The sequence below is a fragment of the Luteimonas salinilitoris genome, from assembly GCF_041300785.1.
Taxonomy (GTDB): domain Bacteria; phylum Pseudomonadota; class Gammaproteobacteria; order Xanthomonadales; family Xanthomonadaceae; genus Luteimonas; species Luteimonas salinilitoris.
The window spans coordinates 495,058-510,272 of record NZ_JBFWIB010000002.1 but is presented as its reverse complement, the minus strand read 5'-3'; the positions used below and the strand labels follow the sequence as shown (position 1 = coordinate 510,272).

Below are 15,215 nucleotides of genomic sequence, written 5' to 3'. Positions count from 1 at the left end.
CCGCTGCACGGGCTCCGGAGCCGGGAGTAGCGGAGCAAGCTCCGCTCTACGGCGGGAAGTTCGCGAAACCGGGGTTATTCGCTTAAGATCAAGCCTCTAGGCCGTATTCCTAAGGTAAAAACACACGGTGGCACGACCGCTCCAGGAAAGCAGCAGGCGCCAGCGCGCCACGGCGAAGCAGGCGACGGCCCCCAATCCGCGCCGGCAGCGGCTGTGGCGCGACATCGCGCTGATCCTGATCGCGCCGCTGCTGCTCTACCTGCTGGCGAGCCTGATCACCTTCTCGCCCGAGGACCCGGGCTGGTCGCGGTCGGGCAGCGTCACCGCACCGCTGAACAATGTCGGCGGCCCGGTGGGGGCCTGGCTGGCCGATGTGCTGCTGCACCTGTTCGGCTACGTCGCCTACCTGCTGCCGCTGATGCTGGGCGCGGTCGCCTGGATCGCGCTGTTCGGCATGGACCAGGACGGAGACGGCAAGGCCGACCTCGGTCCGGCGCTGCGCCTGATCGGCATCGTCGGTTTCCTGATCTCCGCGACCGGCCTGCTGGCGCTGCGGATGCCCAACGCGGCCGACCTGTCCGCGGGCGGCGGCGGCATTCTCGGCCGCCTGGTCGGCAATTCGCTGTACGGCGGCTTCGGTCCGGTCGGCGGCAACCTGTTCCTGCTGGCGCTGTTGCTGGTCTCGGTCACCCTCGCCACCGGCCTGTCGTGGCTGGCGGTGATGGACCGCATCGGCCAGTGGGCGCTGCAGCTGCCGGCGCTGCTCCGCCGCGGCAGCAAGCAGGCCGGCGAATGGAAGCAGGCGCGCGACTGGCGCGAGGAGCGCGGGGAGACGCGCAAGGTCGATACCGAACTGCGCGCCAAGCGCACGCCTGTGAAGATCGAGCCGCCGGCGGTGCCACAGGTGGAGAAGAGCGACCGCGCCAGGCGCGAGCAGCAGATCCCGCTGTTCCATGTCGGCGACGGTTCCGGCATTCCGCCGCTGTCGCTGCTCGACGATCCCAAGCCGCAGCCCAAGGGCTACGACGAGGACACGCTGGAAACGCTGTCGCGGCAGATCGAGTTCAAGCTCAAGGACTTCCGCATCGAGGCGCAGGTGGTCGGCGCCTATCCGGGTCCGGTGATCACCCGCTTCGAGATCGAACCAGCGCCCGGCATCAAGGTCAGCCAGATCAGCTCGCTGGACAAGGACATCGCCCGCGGGCTGTCGGTGAAGTCGGTGCGCGTGGTCGATGTGATCCCGGGCAAGTCGGTGGTCGGCCTGGAGACGCCCAACACCCGCCGCGAGATGATCTATCTCAGCGAGCTGCTGCGCTCCAAGGAATACGACAAGTCCGGCAGCCCGCTGACGCTGGCGCTCGGCAAGGACATCGGTGGCCGGCCGACCGTCGCGGATCTCTCGCGCATGCCCCATCTGCTGGTCGCCGGCACCACCGGTTCGGGCAAGTCGGTGGCGGTCAACGCCATGGTGCTGAGCCTGTTGTACAAGGCCTCCGCCAAGGACGTGCGGATGCTGATGATCGACCCGAAGATGCTCGAGCTCAGCGTCTACCAGGGCATCCCGCACCTGCTGGCGCCGGTGGTCACCGACATGAAGGAGGCCGCCAACGGCCTGCGCTGGTGCGTGGCGGAGATGGAGCGCCGCTACAAGCTGATGAGCGCGGTCGGCGTGCGCAACCTGGCCGGCTTCAACAAGAAGGTCAAGGACGCCCAGGACGGCGGCCAGCCGCTGCTCGATCCGCTGTTCAGGCCGAACCCGGAAAGCGACGAGGTGGCGCAGCCGCTGGAGACGCTACCGTTCATCGTCGTGTTCATCGACGAGTTCGCCGACATGATGATGATCGTCGGCAAGAAGGTGGAGGAACTGATCGCACGGCTGGCGCAGAAGGCGCGCGCCGCCGGCATCCACCTGATCCTGGCCACGCAGCGGCCGTCGGTGGACGTGATCACCGGACTGATCAAGGCCAACATCCCGACCCGCATCGCCTTCCAGGTCAGCTCCAAGATCGACTCGCGCACGATCCTCGACCAGTCCGGCGCCGAGACCCTGCTCGGCCACGGCGACATGCTGTACCTGCCGCCCGGCACCGCGCTGCCCGAGCGCGTGCACGGCGCCTTCGTTTCCGACGAGGAGGTGCACCGGGTGGTCGACCACCTCAGGCAGAGCGGCGGCGGACCGGACTACATCGAGGGCGTGCTGGAGGAGACGCAGACCATGGGCGACGGCGTCGTGGTCGGCCCGACCGGGCTGCCGGAGAGCGGCGGCGGGGGAGGGGACGAATCCGATCCGCTGTACGACGATGCGGTGCGCGTGGTCACCGAAACCCGGCGTGCCTCGATCTCCGGCGTGCAACGGCGCCTGAAGATCGGCTACAACCGCGCCGCGCGCCTGGTCGAGGCGATGGAAGCCGCAGGCGTGGTCAGCCCGCCGGAGCATAACGGCGACCGCAGCGTGCTGGCGCCGCCGCCGCCGAAGTAGGCGAGGAGTGAGTGAAGAGGAGTGAGAAACGAGTAGGAGCCGGCGTCCGCCTTCTCTCATTTCTCACTCCTCTTCACTCACTTCTGAACGCCGCGCTTCCAGAGAACCCGGCCGTCGGCCCGCATTCAGCCCTCTCTTCGCAGACTTTCCGCAACCCGATGTCCGGAGTAGCCGCATGATCCGCACTGCCCGCATTCTCGCTTTCGTGGCCGCCGCCTGCTTCGCCGGCAGCGCCTTCGCCGGCGGCGCCCGCGACGCGCTCGACCGGTTCACCGACGACATCGAGGGCCTCGATGGCCAGTTCACCCAGCGTGTCTACGATGGCCGCGGCCAGGTCAAGGAGAGCTCCAGCGGCCGCGTGGCGCTGTCGGCGCCGCGCCTGTTCCGCTGGGAATACGCGGAGCCGTATCCGCAGCTGATCGTCGCCGACGGCAGCAAGGTCTGGGTCTACGATCCGGACCTGGAGCAGGTGACGGTGCAGCCGCAGAGCACCGAGGAGCGGAACAGTCCCTTGGCGGTGCTGATCGAGCCGGGCAGGCTCGACCGTGATTACGCCGTGGAAGAGGTCGACGACAGCGACGGCCTGCAGTGGCTCAGCGTTGCGCCGAAGGCCGAAGACGACGCGGGCTTCCAGTCGGCGCGCCTGGGCTTCGACGCCGACGGACTGGCGCGGATGGAAGTGGTCGACGCGCTCGGCCAGCGGACCGAGATCGCCTTCAGCGGCTGGAAGAAGAACCCGTCCTTCGCCGCCGGCACCTTTACGTTCGATCCGCCCGAGGGTGTCGATGTGGTCGGCGATATCTGAGGGGAAAAACCGGCACTTGAGACGCCGACTCGGAAGGCTGAAGCCCCGTCATCCCAGCGCAAGCTGGGATCCATTTTGATCTCGCTGTCGTTGTTTTTTCGAACCGCCGAAGCGCAACCGCAAGTGGATCCCAGCTTGCGCTGGGATGACGGGCTTGGACGATCCGGGTTCCGGGTCTTGGCAGGAACAATCCCGAGCCGGCCGACCGTACGGCGAGCTGTCCCGGTGGCGCCGGGCGGTAGAATGCCGGCGTGCCCAAGGCCACGCCCCGACCGAACGACGGCGACGATCTGCTGAGCGTGGATCGCACTGCGCTGCGCCCGCTCGCCGAGCGCATGCGGCCGCGCGCGCTGGACGAGATGGTCGGCCAGCGCCGGCTGCTGGCCCCGGGTTCGGCGCTGCGGCAGTCGATCGAGTCCGGTCGCGTGCACTCGATGATCCTCTGGGGACCGCCCGGCTGCGGCAAGACCACGCTCGCATTGCTGCTTGCGCACTACGCCGATGCCGAGTTCCGTGCCGTGTCCGCGGTGCTTTCGGGCCTTCCGGAGGTACGCAAGGTGCTCGCCGAGGCCGGGCAACTGTTCGCGGGCGGGCGCCGCACCGTGCTGTTCGTCGACGAGGCACACCGCTTCAACAAGGCGCAGCAGGATGCCTTCCTGCCGCACATCGAGCGCGGCACCATCCTGTTCGTCGGCGCCACCACCGAGAACCCTTCGTTCGAATTGAATTCGGCGTTGCTTTCACGCTGTCGCGTACACGTGATGGAGGCCGTTTCGGCGGACGACATCGCCGCCGCGTTGCAGCGGGCGCTGGACGATGCCGAGCACGGCCTCGGCGGTCGCGGCCTGGTCGTCGGCGATGCGCAACTGCGGCTGATCGCGACTGCCGCCGACGGCGACGTGCGCCGGGGCCTGACCCTGCTGGAAATCGCCGCCGAACTCGCGGTGGAGCAGGGCGGGGCGGTGAGCGACGCCATCCTCGAGCAGGTGCTGGCCGACCGCACCCGCCGCTTCGACAAGGGCGGCGAGCAGTTCTACGACCAGATCTCGGCGCTGCACAAGTGCGTGCGCAGTTCCAATCCCGACGCTGCGCTGTACTGGCTCGCGCGCATGCTCGACGGCGGCTGCGATCCCGGCTACCTGGCGCGGCGGCTGACGCGGATGGCGGTGGAGGACATCGGCCTGGCCGATCCGCGCGCGCTGCAGATGGCGATCGACGCCTGGGACACGTACGACCGGCTCGGCAGCCCGGAGGGCGACCTGGCGCTGGCGCAGCTGGTCCTGTATCTCGCCAGCACCGCCAAGTCCAACGCCGGCTATGCCGCGTTCAATGCCGCGAAGCATGACGTCCACGAGCACGGCACGCTCGACGTGCCGCTGCACTTCCGCAACGCGCCGACCAGGCTGATGAAGCAGCTCGGCTACGGCAAGGGCTACCAGTACGATCACGATGCCGAAGGCGGGATCGCGCTCGACCAGACCGGTTTTCCGGACGCGATGGGCGAGCGGGTCTACTACGAGCCCGTGGCGCGCGGACTGGAATCGAAACTGAAGGAGAAGCTCGACGGTCTGCGCGACCTGCGGCGCCGGGCGCGTGAAGAAGGCGGGCAGGGCGACGCGTCGTGACCGCACCCTGGTGGATGCAGCTGTTGTGCGTGATGCTCGGCGGTGCCGGCGGCGGCGCGCTGCGCTATGCGGTGTCGGGCTGGATCGGGCGCCGCGTCGGCGAAACCTTTCCATGGGGAACGCTGGCCGTCAACGCCAGCGGCGCATTCGCGGCGGGTTGGCTGATCGGCGTCGTGCATGCCGACGCGGCGCAGTCACGCTTGCTCTGGTTGTGCCTGGGCGCGGGCGTGCTCGGCAGCTACACCACCGTCTCCTCGCTCAGCCTGCAGACATTGCTGCCGGCCCGCGACGGCAGCGTGCGCCGCGCCGCGGGCTACCTGCTGCTGTCGCTGGCGACCGGCCTGTGCGCGGTGTTCGCCGGCCACTGGCTCGCCACCCGATGAAGCCGCGGGTCCCGCTTGTCGCCTGGGTCGCGCTCGGCAGCGCGCTGGGCGCGGGTGCGCGCTGGGGAACGGGGATCGCGCTGGGCGCCGGCGGTGCGGGTTTCCCCTGGGGCACGTTGGCCGCGAACGTCGCCGGCTCGGCGCTGATCGGGTTCTATGCCGCGCTGGTCGCGCCCGGAAGCCGGTTCGACGCGTCCCCCGCGCAGCGCCAGTTCGTGATGGCGGGTTTCTGCGGCGGCTTCACCACGTTCTCGCTGTTCACGACCGAACTGCTCGAGGCCATGCTGCAGGGCCGGCACGCGCTGGCTGCAGCGGTCTTCTTCGGCTCGGTGTCGGCCTGGCTCGTGGCCGTCACCGTCGGCTATCTCGCCGGCACACGACTGGCCATGCGCCCGATCCGCGCCAAACGTGACAACCCGGAGCACGCATCATGAACATTCCCGCCGAATCCACCCTGCTGCGGATCTTCCTCGGCGAAAGCGACCAGCATGCCGGCAGGCCCCTGTACGAGGCGATCGTGCTGGCGGCGCGCGAGCGGCACCTGGCCGGCGCCACCGTGCTGCGCGGCACGATGGGCTTCGGCCGTTCCAGCCGGCTGCATACCGCGAAGATCCTGCGGCTGTCGGACGACCTGCCGATCGTGGTCGAGATCGTCGATGCCGAAGCACGCATCCGCGATTTCCTGCCCGCGCTCGAAGGCATGCTCGGCGGTTGCCTGGTCACGCTCGAGAAGGTGCAGGTCGTGCGCTACGACGGCACCGGACCCGACGCCGGCGAACTCGGCTAGAACCCAAAGTCATTCGCCACGGATCGACGCGGATGAACGCGGATAAGCGGTCAAACGCGAAGCGGCTCCTCGCATCCTCAACTGCGGCCGTATCCGTGTTCATCCGCGCCAATACGCGGCTAAGCAGGCTTTTCGAGACGAGCGCCAGCGTTTTTCGTCGTCAGTCGGTGCGGTCCGCCAGGCCCTGTACGCCGGATTCCCGGGCGCAATGGGCGCAGCAGTACACGCTGCCGTCGTCCTCCACGCCGTGGCCGATCACCCGGCATCCGCAATGCGGACACTGCGGCGCGAACGCCTGGATCGCGCATTCGAAGGAGTCGAACGTGCCGGTCCGGTCGCCTCGGATCACCTGGAACGCCTTGTCGTAGCGGTTGCCGCAGACATCGCAGGTCGCCATCGGAGATACCTCTCGGAACGGATGTGGCGCCAGTCTGCGACCGCGCCCGGGATCATCCGGTGAAAGGGCAGGCGGCCGGGCGGGCGCGAATGCCGCCAGCGCAGTGGAACGTTCATGCCGGATGAAGACGCGACCGGTTCACGCCACCGAGAGTCGCGGTGCCGATACTCGATGCACGCCGGGCGGTCGTACCGGCGACGCATTCGAGGAGGCAGCCACGATTCGCCGCCGCCATGCCCTGGCCGGCCCGGCAGCACGCTCCGTTCACGAACGTGCTGACACCGTGTACGCAAAAACGGAAGGTGAGGAATGTTCGAGCATCTGGGCCGGCTGGATCGGTCGTCGCGGATCATGCAGTTCGCGGTCAAGTATTACCGCTCGGGTGTCTTCGGCGGAACGATGACGCGTGCGCAACGCGGCGACCGTGCCGGCGCCACGGCGTTCGTCGACGATCTCGAACGGCTCGGTCCGACCTTCATCAAGATCGGGCAGGCGCTGTCGACGCGCACCGATTCGCTTCCGCCGGTCTACATCGAGGCGCTCACGCGGATGCAGGACGACGTGCAGCCGCTGCCGTTCGGCGATCTGCGCCCGATCCTGGAGCGGGAGCTGTGCGTCAGGCTCAGCAAGGCGTTCGCCGACATCGACGAAACGCCGCTCGGATCCGCGTCGCTGGCGCAGGTGCACCGCGCCCGGCTGCACGACGGGCGCGAAGTGGCGGTCAAGATCCAGCGGCCGGGGATCAAGCGCGAGGTCGTCGCCGACCTGGAGGTGCTGGCCGCCTTCGCCAGCGGTGCCGACCGTTTCACCTCGCTGGGCGCGCGCATGCACTTCGTCGACCTGGTGGCGGAACTGCGCCGCTCGCTGCTGGCCGAACTCGATTACGTGGCCGAAGCGGAAAGCCTCGAGCGCTTCGGCGAGCGGTTACAGATGTACCCCGAGCTGCTGGTGCCCGCGCCAATCTGGGACTACAGCTCCGCCCATGTCCTCACCATGGCCTATGTGGCCGGGCGCAAGGTCACCGAGATCAGCGGCCTGCAACGCATGGAGCACGACTTCCGGCCGCTCGCGACCGCGCTGTTGACCGGCTATCTCGACCAGGTGTTCGTCCATGGCGAGATTCATGCCGACCCGCATCCGGGCAACGTGCTGCTCACCGACGATCACCGGCTCGCGCTGCTGGACTTCGGCATGGTCGCGCACGTGCCGCCGCGCCTGCGCGAGCGACTGCTGAAAATCGTGCTGGCCGCGGTCGACGGCAGGGGAGAGGACGTCGCGCTGGAGGCGGCGGCGATCAGCACCCGCCTGGAGCGCTTCGACGATGCCCGTTACATGCACGAGGTCGGGCAACTCGTCGCCAGGTACGCCGTGCGCTCCGAGCGCCGGGGCTTTTCCGAAGGCACGCTGCTGCTCGAACTCGCGCGGGTCGGGATGACCTGCAATCTGCGGATGCCGGTGGAGACCACGCTGCTGGGCAAGACCATGCTCAACCTGGAGGCCGTGGCCGACGCACTGGATCCGGAGTTCAACGTCAAGGCATCGGTTGAGCAACACGCCTACGAGATCATGCGCCAGCGCCTGGGTTCGTCGCTGTCGCCACGGCGGCTGGGCATGGAAGCGCTCGAAACCCAATCGCTCCTGCGCGGAGCGCCGAGGAAGGCCGCCGACATCCTGCCGTTGCTCGCCGACAACCGGTTGCGCATTCAGGTCGCGGGACTGGAGGAATCGCACCTGATGGAGAGCCTGCAGAAGATCGCCAACCGCGTCTGCGCCGGCATCATCACCGCCGCGCTGGTGATCGGCGCCGCCATGCTGACCCAGGTGGAAACCGAGACCACGCTGTTCGGCTATCCCGCGTTCGCACTGGTGCTGTTCGTCCTGGCCGCGGTGATGGCCGTCGCCATCGTGATTTCCGCGCTGCGCAGCGACCGCAAGGCGCGGCCTTGGGAGGAGCGGGGACCGCGCGATTGAGAAGGATCGGCAATCGCCGGCCGGCGGCGGGAGCGATGCGGCAGGGAAGGGCGCATGCATCGCGCTGCGGCGCACCATGCGATGATGCCGGCATTCCGGCCTCGCAATCCAATGCCGGGAACGATTTGGCCGATCACACCATCCGATGGCGTCTAGACAAGCATAGCTGCGTTCATGAAAAGCGCGATGGAAGCCTTGCTGAATTCCAAGACCCCGGCGAGCTGGATCTCCGGTTCTGCACGCACGCTCGACGGAGCGCGACTGTCGCAGACCATCAATTTCGCGCGGATCGCCCTGATCGTCGGCCTGGTGTTCCTGCATTACCACGCTTATCCGAACTCACGGACTTCCCCGTTCGACGGCATGGACGTGGCCGAACATCCGGTCGCCACCTTCATCAACAGCTTCGTGCTGTTCTTCTTCTTCAGCGTGGTGCCGCTGCTCAGCATGGTCTCCGGCTGGCTGTTCTTTGCCTTGCCCGTCGACAATCCGGGCGCGGTGCTCAACCAGCGCATCCGGCGCCGCTTCGTTTCCCTTTACCTGCCGCTCGTGTTCTGGAACCTGCTGTTCCTGGCCATCCTGGCAATACTCTATGCACAGTCGCCACACCACCCATTGCTGGATCAGGTCAACCTGCGGTTCGGCAGCGCAGGGTGGCTGGACTATCTGAATGCCGTGTTCGGGATCACCCAGCATCCGGTCGGATTCCAGTTCTGGTTCGTGCGCGACCTGTTCGTCACCGCGCTCGTCAGCCCGGTGCTGTGGTGGGTGTTGAGGCATGCGCCGCTTCTGGGCATGGCGGTGCTCGGTGCCGCATGGCTGGCCGGCAGCGGCCTGCTGATCTTCTTCCGCGCCGACGTGGCGTTCTTCTTCTACCTTGGCGCCTTGCTTCGTCTCCGCGGCACACCGCTGCAGATCGACCGCAACGTCGCGCTGGTCTTGTTGGCCGTGTACGTTGCCCTGGTAGCCTTGCGCGCCGCCGCGCCGATGTTCATCGATTTCGACGGCGCTCGTCCCGCGCTGCTGACCCTGGCCACGCGCCTGATGCGTCTGGTCGGCGTGTTGGCGGTCTGGGGCATGTTCCTGCAGATCGCACCCACGCGCCTGGGAGCGCGGATCGCCAGCTATTCGGGATTGGCATTCTTCCTGCACGCGGCCCATTTTCCGCTGATCGCCCAGATCAAGATCGTGCTGTGGCGATGGGTTCCGACACCCAGTGACGCATGGATGGTGGCGCACTACGTCGCCAGCGTCATGGCCACCGTCGCCATCGCGATCGGTGTCGGCTTGCTCCTGGCGCGCGGGCTGCCGCGTGCCTTCGCATTGGTGAACGGCGGGAGGCTGGCGCTGGTGGGTGAATCCCCGGCGCCATCCCTGGAGGCTGCGTCCGGGATTGGCGGTCCCGTCGCGCGCGAAGCTCGCGGTGGAGAATCACGGAAGTAGCGAGTGGTGGCCGAACTGCAGGGGCAGGCGACGATCGACCTTGTTCGAGGATTCCCCTGACAGGTCTGCCGGTCCCGAACGGCATGTCGTCTCCTGCCTGCAGTGCCATCACACGAGGTCGGCACGAAGGGGCGAGCGGCTGCTTCAGCGCCGCGAGTCGAGAAAGGCATTCTTCTCCGCCGTCACCGGAAGGCCCGGCCCGGCGGAGGACGGAAGCTGGCGGGAATGCAGTTGAGGTGGGCTCCAGCCGCCGCTCAGTTGGAAGCCACCGCGCCGGGCAGGCGGAAAACCCAGGCGTAGGCGTTGGCCGCCTGCTTGCGCAGCGATGCGGGGATCTCGACCACGGTCGCGTCGCCATCGCGATGCCACGCCAGCGGCGCCTCGTCGCCGAGCAGCTTCACCTCCGCGCCGCCGGCAGGCGCAGGGCCGGGGATGCGCAGCGTCGCCGGCAACTCCGTTTCATCCGTGTCGGGGAGGTAGAACGCATGGACGGTGCCGTCCTTCAGCCGCGTGTAGCGGAACTTGCCGTCGCGGTAGGGTGCGACGGAACGGCTGGCGTAGATCGCCTCGCCGTTGACCTTCATCCAGGCGCCGATTTCCTGCAGGCGCTGCACCGCCACCGGAGGAAGCTCGCCGTTGGCGTCGGGACCGACGTTGAGCAGGTAGTTGCCGCCCTTCGCGACCACGTCGACCAGCATCTGCACCACGCTACGCGCGGATTTGTAGTTGTCGTTCGGCGTGTACGACCACGAGTCGCCGAGGGTCATGCAGGTTTCCCACGGATACGGCAGCGGCTCCTCGGGAATCTTCTGCTCCGGCGTGCGGTAGTTCTCGTAGCGCCCGCCCACGGCGCGGTCGACGACGATCAGGCCGGGCTGGTTCCTGCGTGCGAGCACAGCGAGTGCCGGCATGTCGATGTCCTGCGGCCACGGCACGCCGGCGTTGCCGTCCGCTACGTCGTCCATGGTGTCGGTCGGGCGTACCCAGCCGCCGTCCAGCCACAGGATGTCGACCGGGCCATATCGGGAGGTCAGTTCGTCGACCTGCGCGTGGGTGAAGTCGACGAAGCGCTTCCAGATGTCCGGATGCTTGCGCGTGTCGTAGTTGTTGTGGCGGTTCGGCGTGGCCCACCGCGGCGACCAGTAGTCGTCGCTGTGCCAGTCGGGCTTGGAGAAATAGGCGCCGATGCCGAAGTCCTGCGCGCGGAACGCGTCGAATACTTCCTTGGTGACGTCGGCACGCGGATTGGCGTGGAAGGGCACGTCTGGCGCGGTGATGCGGTAATCGCCCTGGCGGGTGTCGAACATGTTGAAGCCGTCGTGGTGCTTGGTGGTGAATACCACGTACTTCGTGCCGGCGTCCTTCGCTATTTTCGCCCACAGCTCCGGGTCGAACTTGACCGGGTTGAATGTGGTCGGCAATTGCTCGTAGCGCTCGACGTAGTCGACGTAGGCCTCGCCCTCGGGCCGCTTGCACCAGTCCACGTCCTCGGAGCAGATCGACCACGACTCGACCACGCCCCACTGGCTGTACGGGCCCCAGTGCATCATGAAGCCGAACTTCCAGTCCTGCCATTGCTCCAGCTTCCGCAGCACCAGCGGATCGGTTTCCGGCACGTAGTCGCCGCTGCTTTCTGCGTGCGTGGCGGACAGCGGCACAGCGCACAACAGCGCGGCCAGTAAGAGTTGTAGTGGTTTCATTGGTTGCTCTCGATGGGTTGGTTCTTTTCGCGAGGCTCGATTGGCCCTGCCGGATCCAGGGAGGCCGTAGTAACGTGCGCATCTTCGCGAGCGAATGCCGTCGGCAATGGCATCATCGTCATCCGAACCAGAACAGGGAGCCGGCACATAATGAAGGACCCGCCAGCGGAACAGGAACGCGCCAGGATGAATGCGACGTACGTCCTCGAGATCGCCGCCAACTCGCTCGCCTCGGCGCTGGCCGCGCAGGAGGGGGGCGCTTCGCGCATCGAACTGTGCGCGGCACTGGAGCTGGGCGGCCTGACCCCGTCGCCGGCGCAGATCGCACTGGTGCGCGAAAGGTTGTCCATTCCGGTGCATGTGCTGGTGCGGCCTCGCGCCGGCGATTTCGCATACGCAGACGAGGAGCACGCGACCATGCTCGCCGACATCGCCCACTGCGCCGCCGCCGGTTGCGACGGCGTGGTGGTCGGTGCGCTGACCGCGGGTGGCGACGTCGACGTAGCGCGTTGCCGGGAACTGGTCTCCGCCGCCGGCCGGCTCGACCTCACCTTCCATCGCGCCATCGACGTCTGCCGCGACCCGACGGCAGCGCTCGAGGCGGTCATCGGCCTCGGTTTCAGGCGCGTGCTCAGCTCCGGCGGCGCGGCCGGCGCGATGGCAGGCAGCGCCCACCTGCGGCGGCTGATCGAACGGGCCGCCGGCCGCATCGAGATCATGCCAGGCGCGGGCATCGACGCCGGCAACATCACCGCGCTCATGGCCGCGACCGGCGCACGTGAATTCCATGCCTCGGCCAAGCGCGCATTGCCTTCGCGGATGCGGTTCACGCCGACGGACGCCTTGGGCATGGCGGGCGGCGAAACCCGCAGCGATGCCGCCGAGGTGCGTCGCCTCCTCGAGGCGTTGCACGACGCCGCAGCGAGGGCATGAGCGACGCCTTCCTCGCCACCGATGCCGACGCGTGGCGGACACTCTCGCGAAACAGTACGTCGGCGGCGAACTGGCGGACGTGCAGGCTTCGCCCTCGCGGCGGGCTTGCCGGCGAGGAAGTCGATCGGCGCTTCGCCGAAGCAGAGGATGGCGTTGTCGGCGGCGCTCATCGATCAGCGGCCGCTCGTTGCGGGTTGCAGGGCTCAGGCGCGGAGCGCATGCGGGGTGCTCTCTCGTTCGGTCAGCAGCACGGGCACGACCACCGATCGCCGTAGCAACGACGGTGCGGCGGCGCGCTGCAAGAGAAGTTCGGCGGCCTGGCGCCCGCGTGCGCGCGGGTCGGCGCTCAACGTGGTCAGTGGCGGGACGCCGAGCGCGGCTTCGGGGATGTCGTCGAAACCGGTGACGGCGAAGTCGACGCCCGGATGGCGGCCCAGGCGGGTCAGCCCCAGCATCAGGCCCAGCGCCACCGCGTCGTTGTAGCAGACCGCGGCGGTCGGCGCCGCATCGATGGCGAACAATGCGTCGGCGTGGGCATTGGCTTCGAGGCGGGTCGGCGCGGTTTCGATCATCGAGCGCGGATCGATCGGGATGCCGGCCTCGCCCAACGCGTCCTGGTAGCCCAGGCGGCGTTCGCGGCAGGAACTGGAATCGGCGTGGCCGCCATAGAAGGCGATACGGCGGTGTCCCAGCTCCAGCAGCCGCTTGGTCGCCGCGCGCGCGCCGGCGCGATTGTCGAGACCGAGGAAGTCGTATTCGAAACCCGGGGCCGGCGTGCCGGTCAACTTGCGGTTGAAGACCAGCAGCGGCGCATGCCGGCCGATCGCCAGTTCCACGTCGGCGACATCGCTGTTCTCGGCCGGCGACAGGATGATCCCGGCCGGATGGTGCTCGATCAGCGAACCCAGTACCTGGCGCTGCCGCGCGGGCGACTCATTGCTGCTGCCGAGCAGGGTGACGTACCCCTTCACGCCGAGCGCCTCGTCGACGCCGGCGGCAAACTCGGCGAAGAACGGGTTCGACAGGTCGTTGATGACCAGTGCCACCGTGGTGGACACGCGCTGGCGCAGGTTGGCGGCGGCGCGGTTGTAGACGTAGCCCTGACGCAGCATTTCCGCCTCGACCCGGCGGCGCGTGTCGGCATGCACCAGCGGACTGCGGCGCAGCACCAGCGACACCGTCGCGCGCGAGACCCCACAAGCGCGTGCGATGTCGTTCAGGGTGATCCTGCGCGATTTTTCCAAGCCGCCATCCATCCAATTTGGATCGATACAACCTCTGTATCGTGCGTCAAACAGGAGGTACCCGCAAGTCGTGCCGACTCGTTCGCCGCACTTGCGCGTCGGCCGCAGATGTGGCGTATGCCATCGGCCAAACGGGCCGTGTACGGCGAAGCCCCGGCTGCTGAAGGATAGCCCCCAAACGGGTAGCAGTGCGGGCCCGGCGCGGTGAACCGCGTTCATCAAATGTCTGGTCGGACGGCCAGCCTTGGTTGATCGAGCATCGGCCCGATTCAAACCGGTAGATAGATCCGCCACGCAGGAGAGCAGGCCGCTACGGATCGTCCACCTCCGGCACCGGAGCTGACAGAAGGTGCGGATCCAGCACCACGTGCTTGATCCGCTGGCGTTTCCATGTGTAGCTGACGTGTACCAGTCCGTCGCGGGTCTGGATGACTGCCGGATAGGAGAATTCGTCCTTGGGACTGTCCTCGAGCGTCAGCACACGCCGCCAACGCACGCCGTCGTCCGACAGCGCCACCGCCAGCACGCCGCGGCCATCCCACCAGTCCTCGCCGGCCAGGGTCGGGTTGTAGACCAGCAACGCGCGGCCGTCGCGCAGCATCACCGCATCGGTGCCGGAGTTGGGGTTTTCGACGTCCAGCAACGTCATCGGGCCCCAGGTGGCACCGCCATCGTCGGAGAAGACACTGAACACGCGGTTCTGTTTGCTGCGCCCGAGCGCCTGCAGGCGGCCGTCGCGATGGTGCAGCAGGCTTGGCTGGATCGCGCCGATCTGCGCCGGATCATTGAGCGCCGCGCCGCGCCGCCAGTGCACGCCGTTGTCGTCGCTGGTTTCGATGTGCACGCGCCAGCCGTCGGCTTCGTCCTCGCTGCTGCTCGGGGCAAGGATGCGGCCGCCGGGTAGCTGCAGCGGCTTGTTCTTGATCGGGCCGAGGATGCCATCGGGCAGCCGCCTGGGCGCGGACCAGTGCGCGCCGTCGTCGGAGGAGACGGTGAGCATTCCCCACCACTGTCGCGGATTCGGGCCGGCCTTGTAGTACAGCTGCAGCGGGCCCTGCGCGGGCTGGAACAGCACCGGGTTCCACGCCGGCTGCGGTTCGCCGCCGTCCTGCGCGCCGTCGGCCACGCGCCGCGGCGGTTGCCAGCCTTCGGCGCCGCGGCGGGCGAGCCAGATGCCCACATCGGCCGCACCCTCGCGCTCGCCGCCGAACCAGGCGGCGAGCAGGGTGCCGTCGCGGGTTTCGACCAGGGTGGACGCATGGCATTGCGGCGGCGGCGTGGCGACGAATTCCTCCAGCACCACCGGCGAAGGCGAGGACAGGGTGCCGCACGATGTCATGGCCAGGGCGGCGAGCAACAGAAGGGCGGGCAGGGTATTGGTTCGTCCAGGATGCATGTGTCTTCCGGCCTCCGATGTGGCGGGACGGCGCTGGAACTGTCGCGGCGCG

At 68.0% G+C, this 15,215-nt stretch carries 13 protein-coding genes; 9 read left to right on the top strand and 4 right to left on the bottom strand.

The window, feature by feature from the left end; all coding sequences use genetic code 11:
* Positions 1 to 127: 127 nt before the first annotated feature.
* The 6 genes from AB5T46_RS05585 to AB5T46_RS05560 all read left to right on the top strand — a co-directional run bounded on the left by AB5T46_RS05585 (position 128) and on the right by AB5T46_RS05560 (position 6,079).
* Complete coding sequence (locus AB5T46_RS05585) at positions 128 to 2,479, top strand: DNA translocase FtsK (protein WP_370562870.1); 2,352 nt, start codon at positions 128 to 130, stop codon at positions 2,477 to 2,479.
* Between the two features lie 175 nt (positions 2,480 to 2,654).
* Complete coding sequence (gene lolA, locus AB5T46_RS05580; protein ID WP_370562869.1) at positions 2,655 to 3,284, top strand: outer membrane lipoprotein chaperone LolA; 630 nt, start codon at positions 2,655 to 2,657, stop codon at positions 3,282 to 3,284.
* Between the two features lie 251 nt (positions 3,285 to 3,535).
* A complete protein-coding gene (locus AB5T46_RS05575; protein WP_459558938.1) occupies positions 3,536 to 4,909 on the top strand; it encodes a replication-associated recombination protein A in 1,374 nt (457 codons plus the stop codon).
* Complete coding sequence (locus AB5T46_RS05570; protein WP_370562868.1) at positions 4,906 to 5,292, top strand: fluoride efflux transporter FluC; 387 nt, start codon at positions 4,906 to 4,908, stop codon at positions 5,290 to 5,292. Before AB5T46_RS05575 ends, AB5T46_RS05570 begins: the two co-directional genes overlap by 4 nt.
* A complete protein-coding gene (locus AB5T46_RS05565; RefSeq protein WP_370562867.1) occupies positions 5,289 to 5,726 on the top strand; it encodes a fluoride efflux transporter FluC in 438 nt (145 codons plus the stop codon). The genes AB5T46_RS05570 and AB5T46_RS05565 overlap by 4 nt, the downstream gene beginning before the upstream one ends.
* Positions 5,723 to 6,079 carry a DUF190 domain-containing protein gene (locus AB5T46_RS05560; RefSeq protein WP_370562865.1) on the top strand — a complete coding sequence of 119 codons (357 nt, stop codon included), beginning with the start codon at positions 5,723 to 5,725 and terminating at the stop codon, positions 6,077 to 6,079. Before AB5T46_RS05565 ends, AB5T46_RS05560 begins: the two co-directional genes overlap by 4 nt.
* Positions 6,080 to 6,239: 160 nt before the next feature.
* On the opposite strand, the gene AB5T46_RS05555 is transcribed toward AB5T46_RS05560, so the two are convergent.
* The gene (locus AB5T46_RS05555; protein WP_370562864.1) at positions 6,240 to 6,476 is read right to left on the bottom strand and encodes a hypothetical protein; all 237 of its coding nucleotides are present in this window, start codon (positions 6,474 to 6,476) and stop codon (positions 6,240 to 6,242) included.
* Between the two features lie 309 nt (positions 6,477 to 6,785).
* Here AB5T46_RS05555 and AB5T46_RS05550 point away from each other — a divergent pair, with 309 nt between their 5' ends.
* Both AB5T46_RS05550 and AB5T46_RS05545 read left to right on the top strand, forming a co-directional pair.
* A complete protein-coding gene (locus AB5T46_RS05550) occupies positions 6,786 to 8,447 on the top strand; it encodes an ABC1 kinase family protein (protein WP_370562863.1) in 1,662 nt (553 codons plus the stop codon).
* A 186-nt stretch (positions 8,448 to 8,633) separates the two neighbouring features.
* Positions 8,634 to 9,890: an acyltransferase family protein gene (locus AB5T46_RS05545; protein WP_370562862.1), complete on the top strand. Its 1,257-nt coding sequence runs from the start codon at positions 8,634 to 8,636 to the stop codon at positions 9,888 to 9,890.
* A 254-nt stretch (positions 9,891 to 10,144) separates the two neighbouring features.
* Here AB5T46_RS05545 and AB5T46_RS05540 read toward each other — a convergent pair whose 3' ends face one another.
* Complete coding sequence (locus AB5T46_RS05540) at positions 10,145 to 11,590, bottom strand: alpha-L-fucosidase (protein WP_370562861.1); 1,446 nt, start codon at positions 11,588 to 11,590, stop codon at positions 10,145 to 10,147.
* A 186-nt stretch (positions 11,591 to 11,776) separates the two neighbouring features.
* On the opposite strand from AB5T46_RS05540, the gene AB5T46_RS05535 reads away from it, so the two are divergent.
* Positions 11,777 to 12,523, top strand: a complete 747-nt coding sequence (locus AB5T46_RS05535; RefSeq protein ID WP_370562859.1) for a copper homeostasis protein CutC — start codon at positions 11,777 to 11,779, stop codon at positions 12,521 to 12,523.
* Between the two features lie 203 nt (positions 12,524 to 12,726).
* Here the strand turns inward: AB5T46_RS05535 and AB5T46_RS05530 are convergent, their stop codons facing one another.
* Complete coding sequence (locus AB5T46_RS05530) at positions 12,727 to 13,779, bottom strand: LacI family DNA-binding transcriptional regulator (protein WP_370562858.1); 1,053 nt, start codon at positions 13,777 to 13,779, stop codon at positions 12,727 to 12,729.
* A 298-nt stretch (positions 13,780 to 14,077) separates the two neighbouring features.
* Positions 14,078 to 15,163 carry a sialidase family protein gene (locus AB5T46_RS05525; RefSeq protein ID WP_370562857.1) on the bottom strand — a complete coding sequence of 362 codons (1,086 nt, stop codon included), beginning with the start codon at positions 15,161 to 15,163 and terminating at the stop codon, positions 14,078 to 14,080.
* Positions 15,164 to 15,215: the final 52 nt, after the last annotated feature.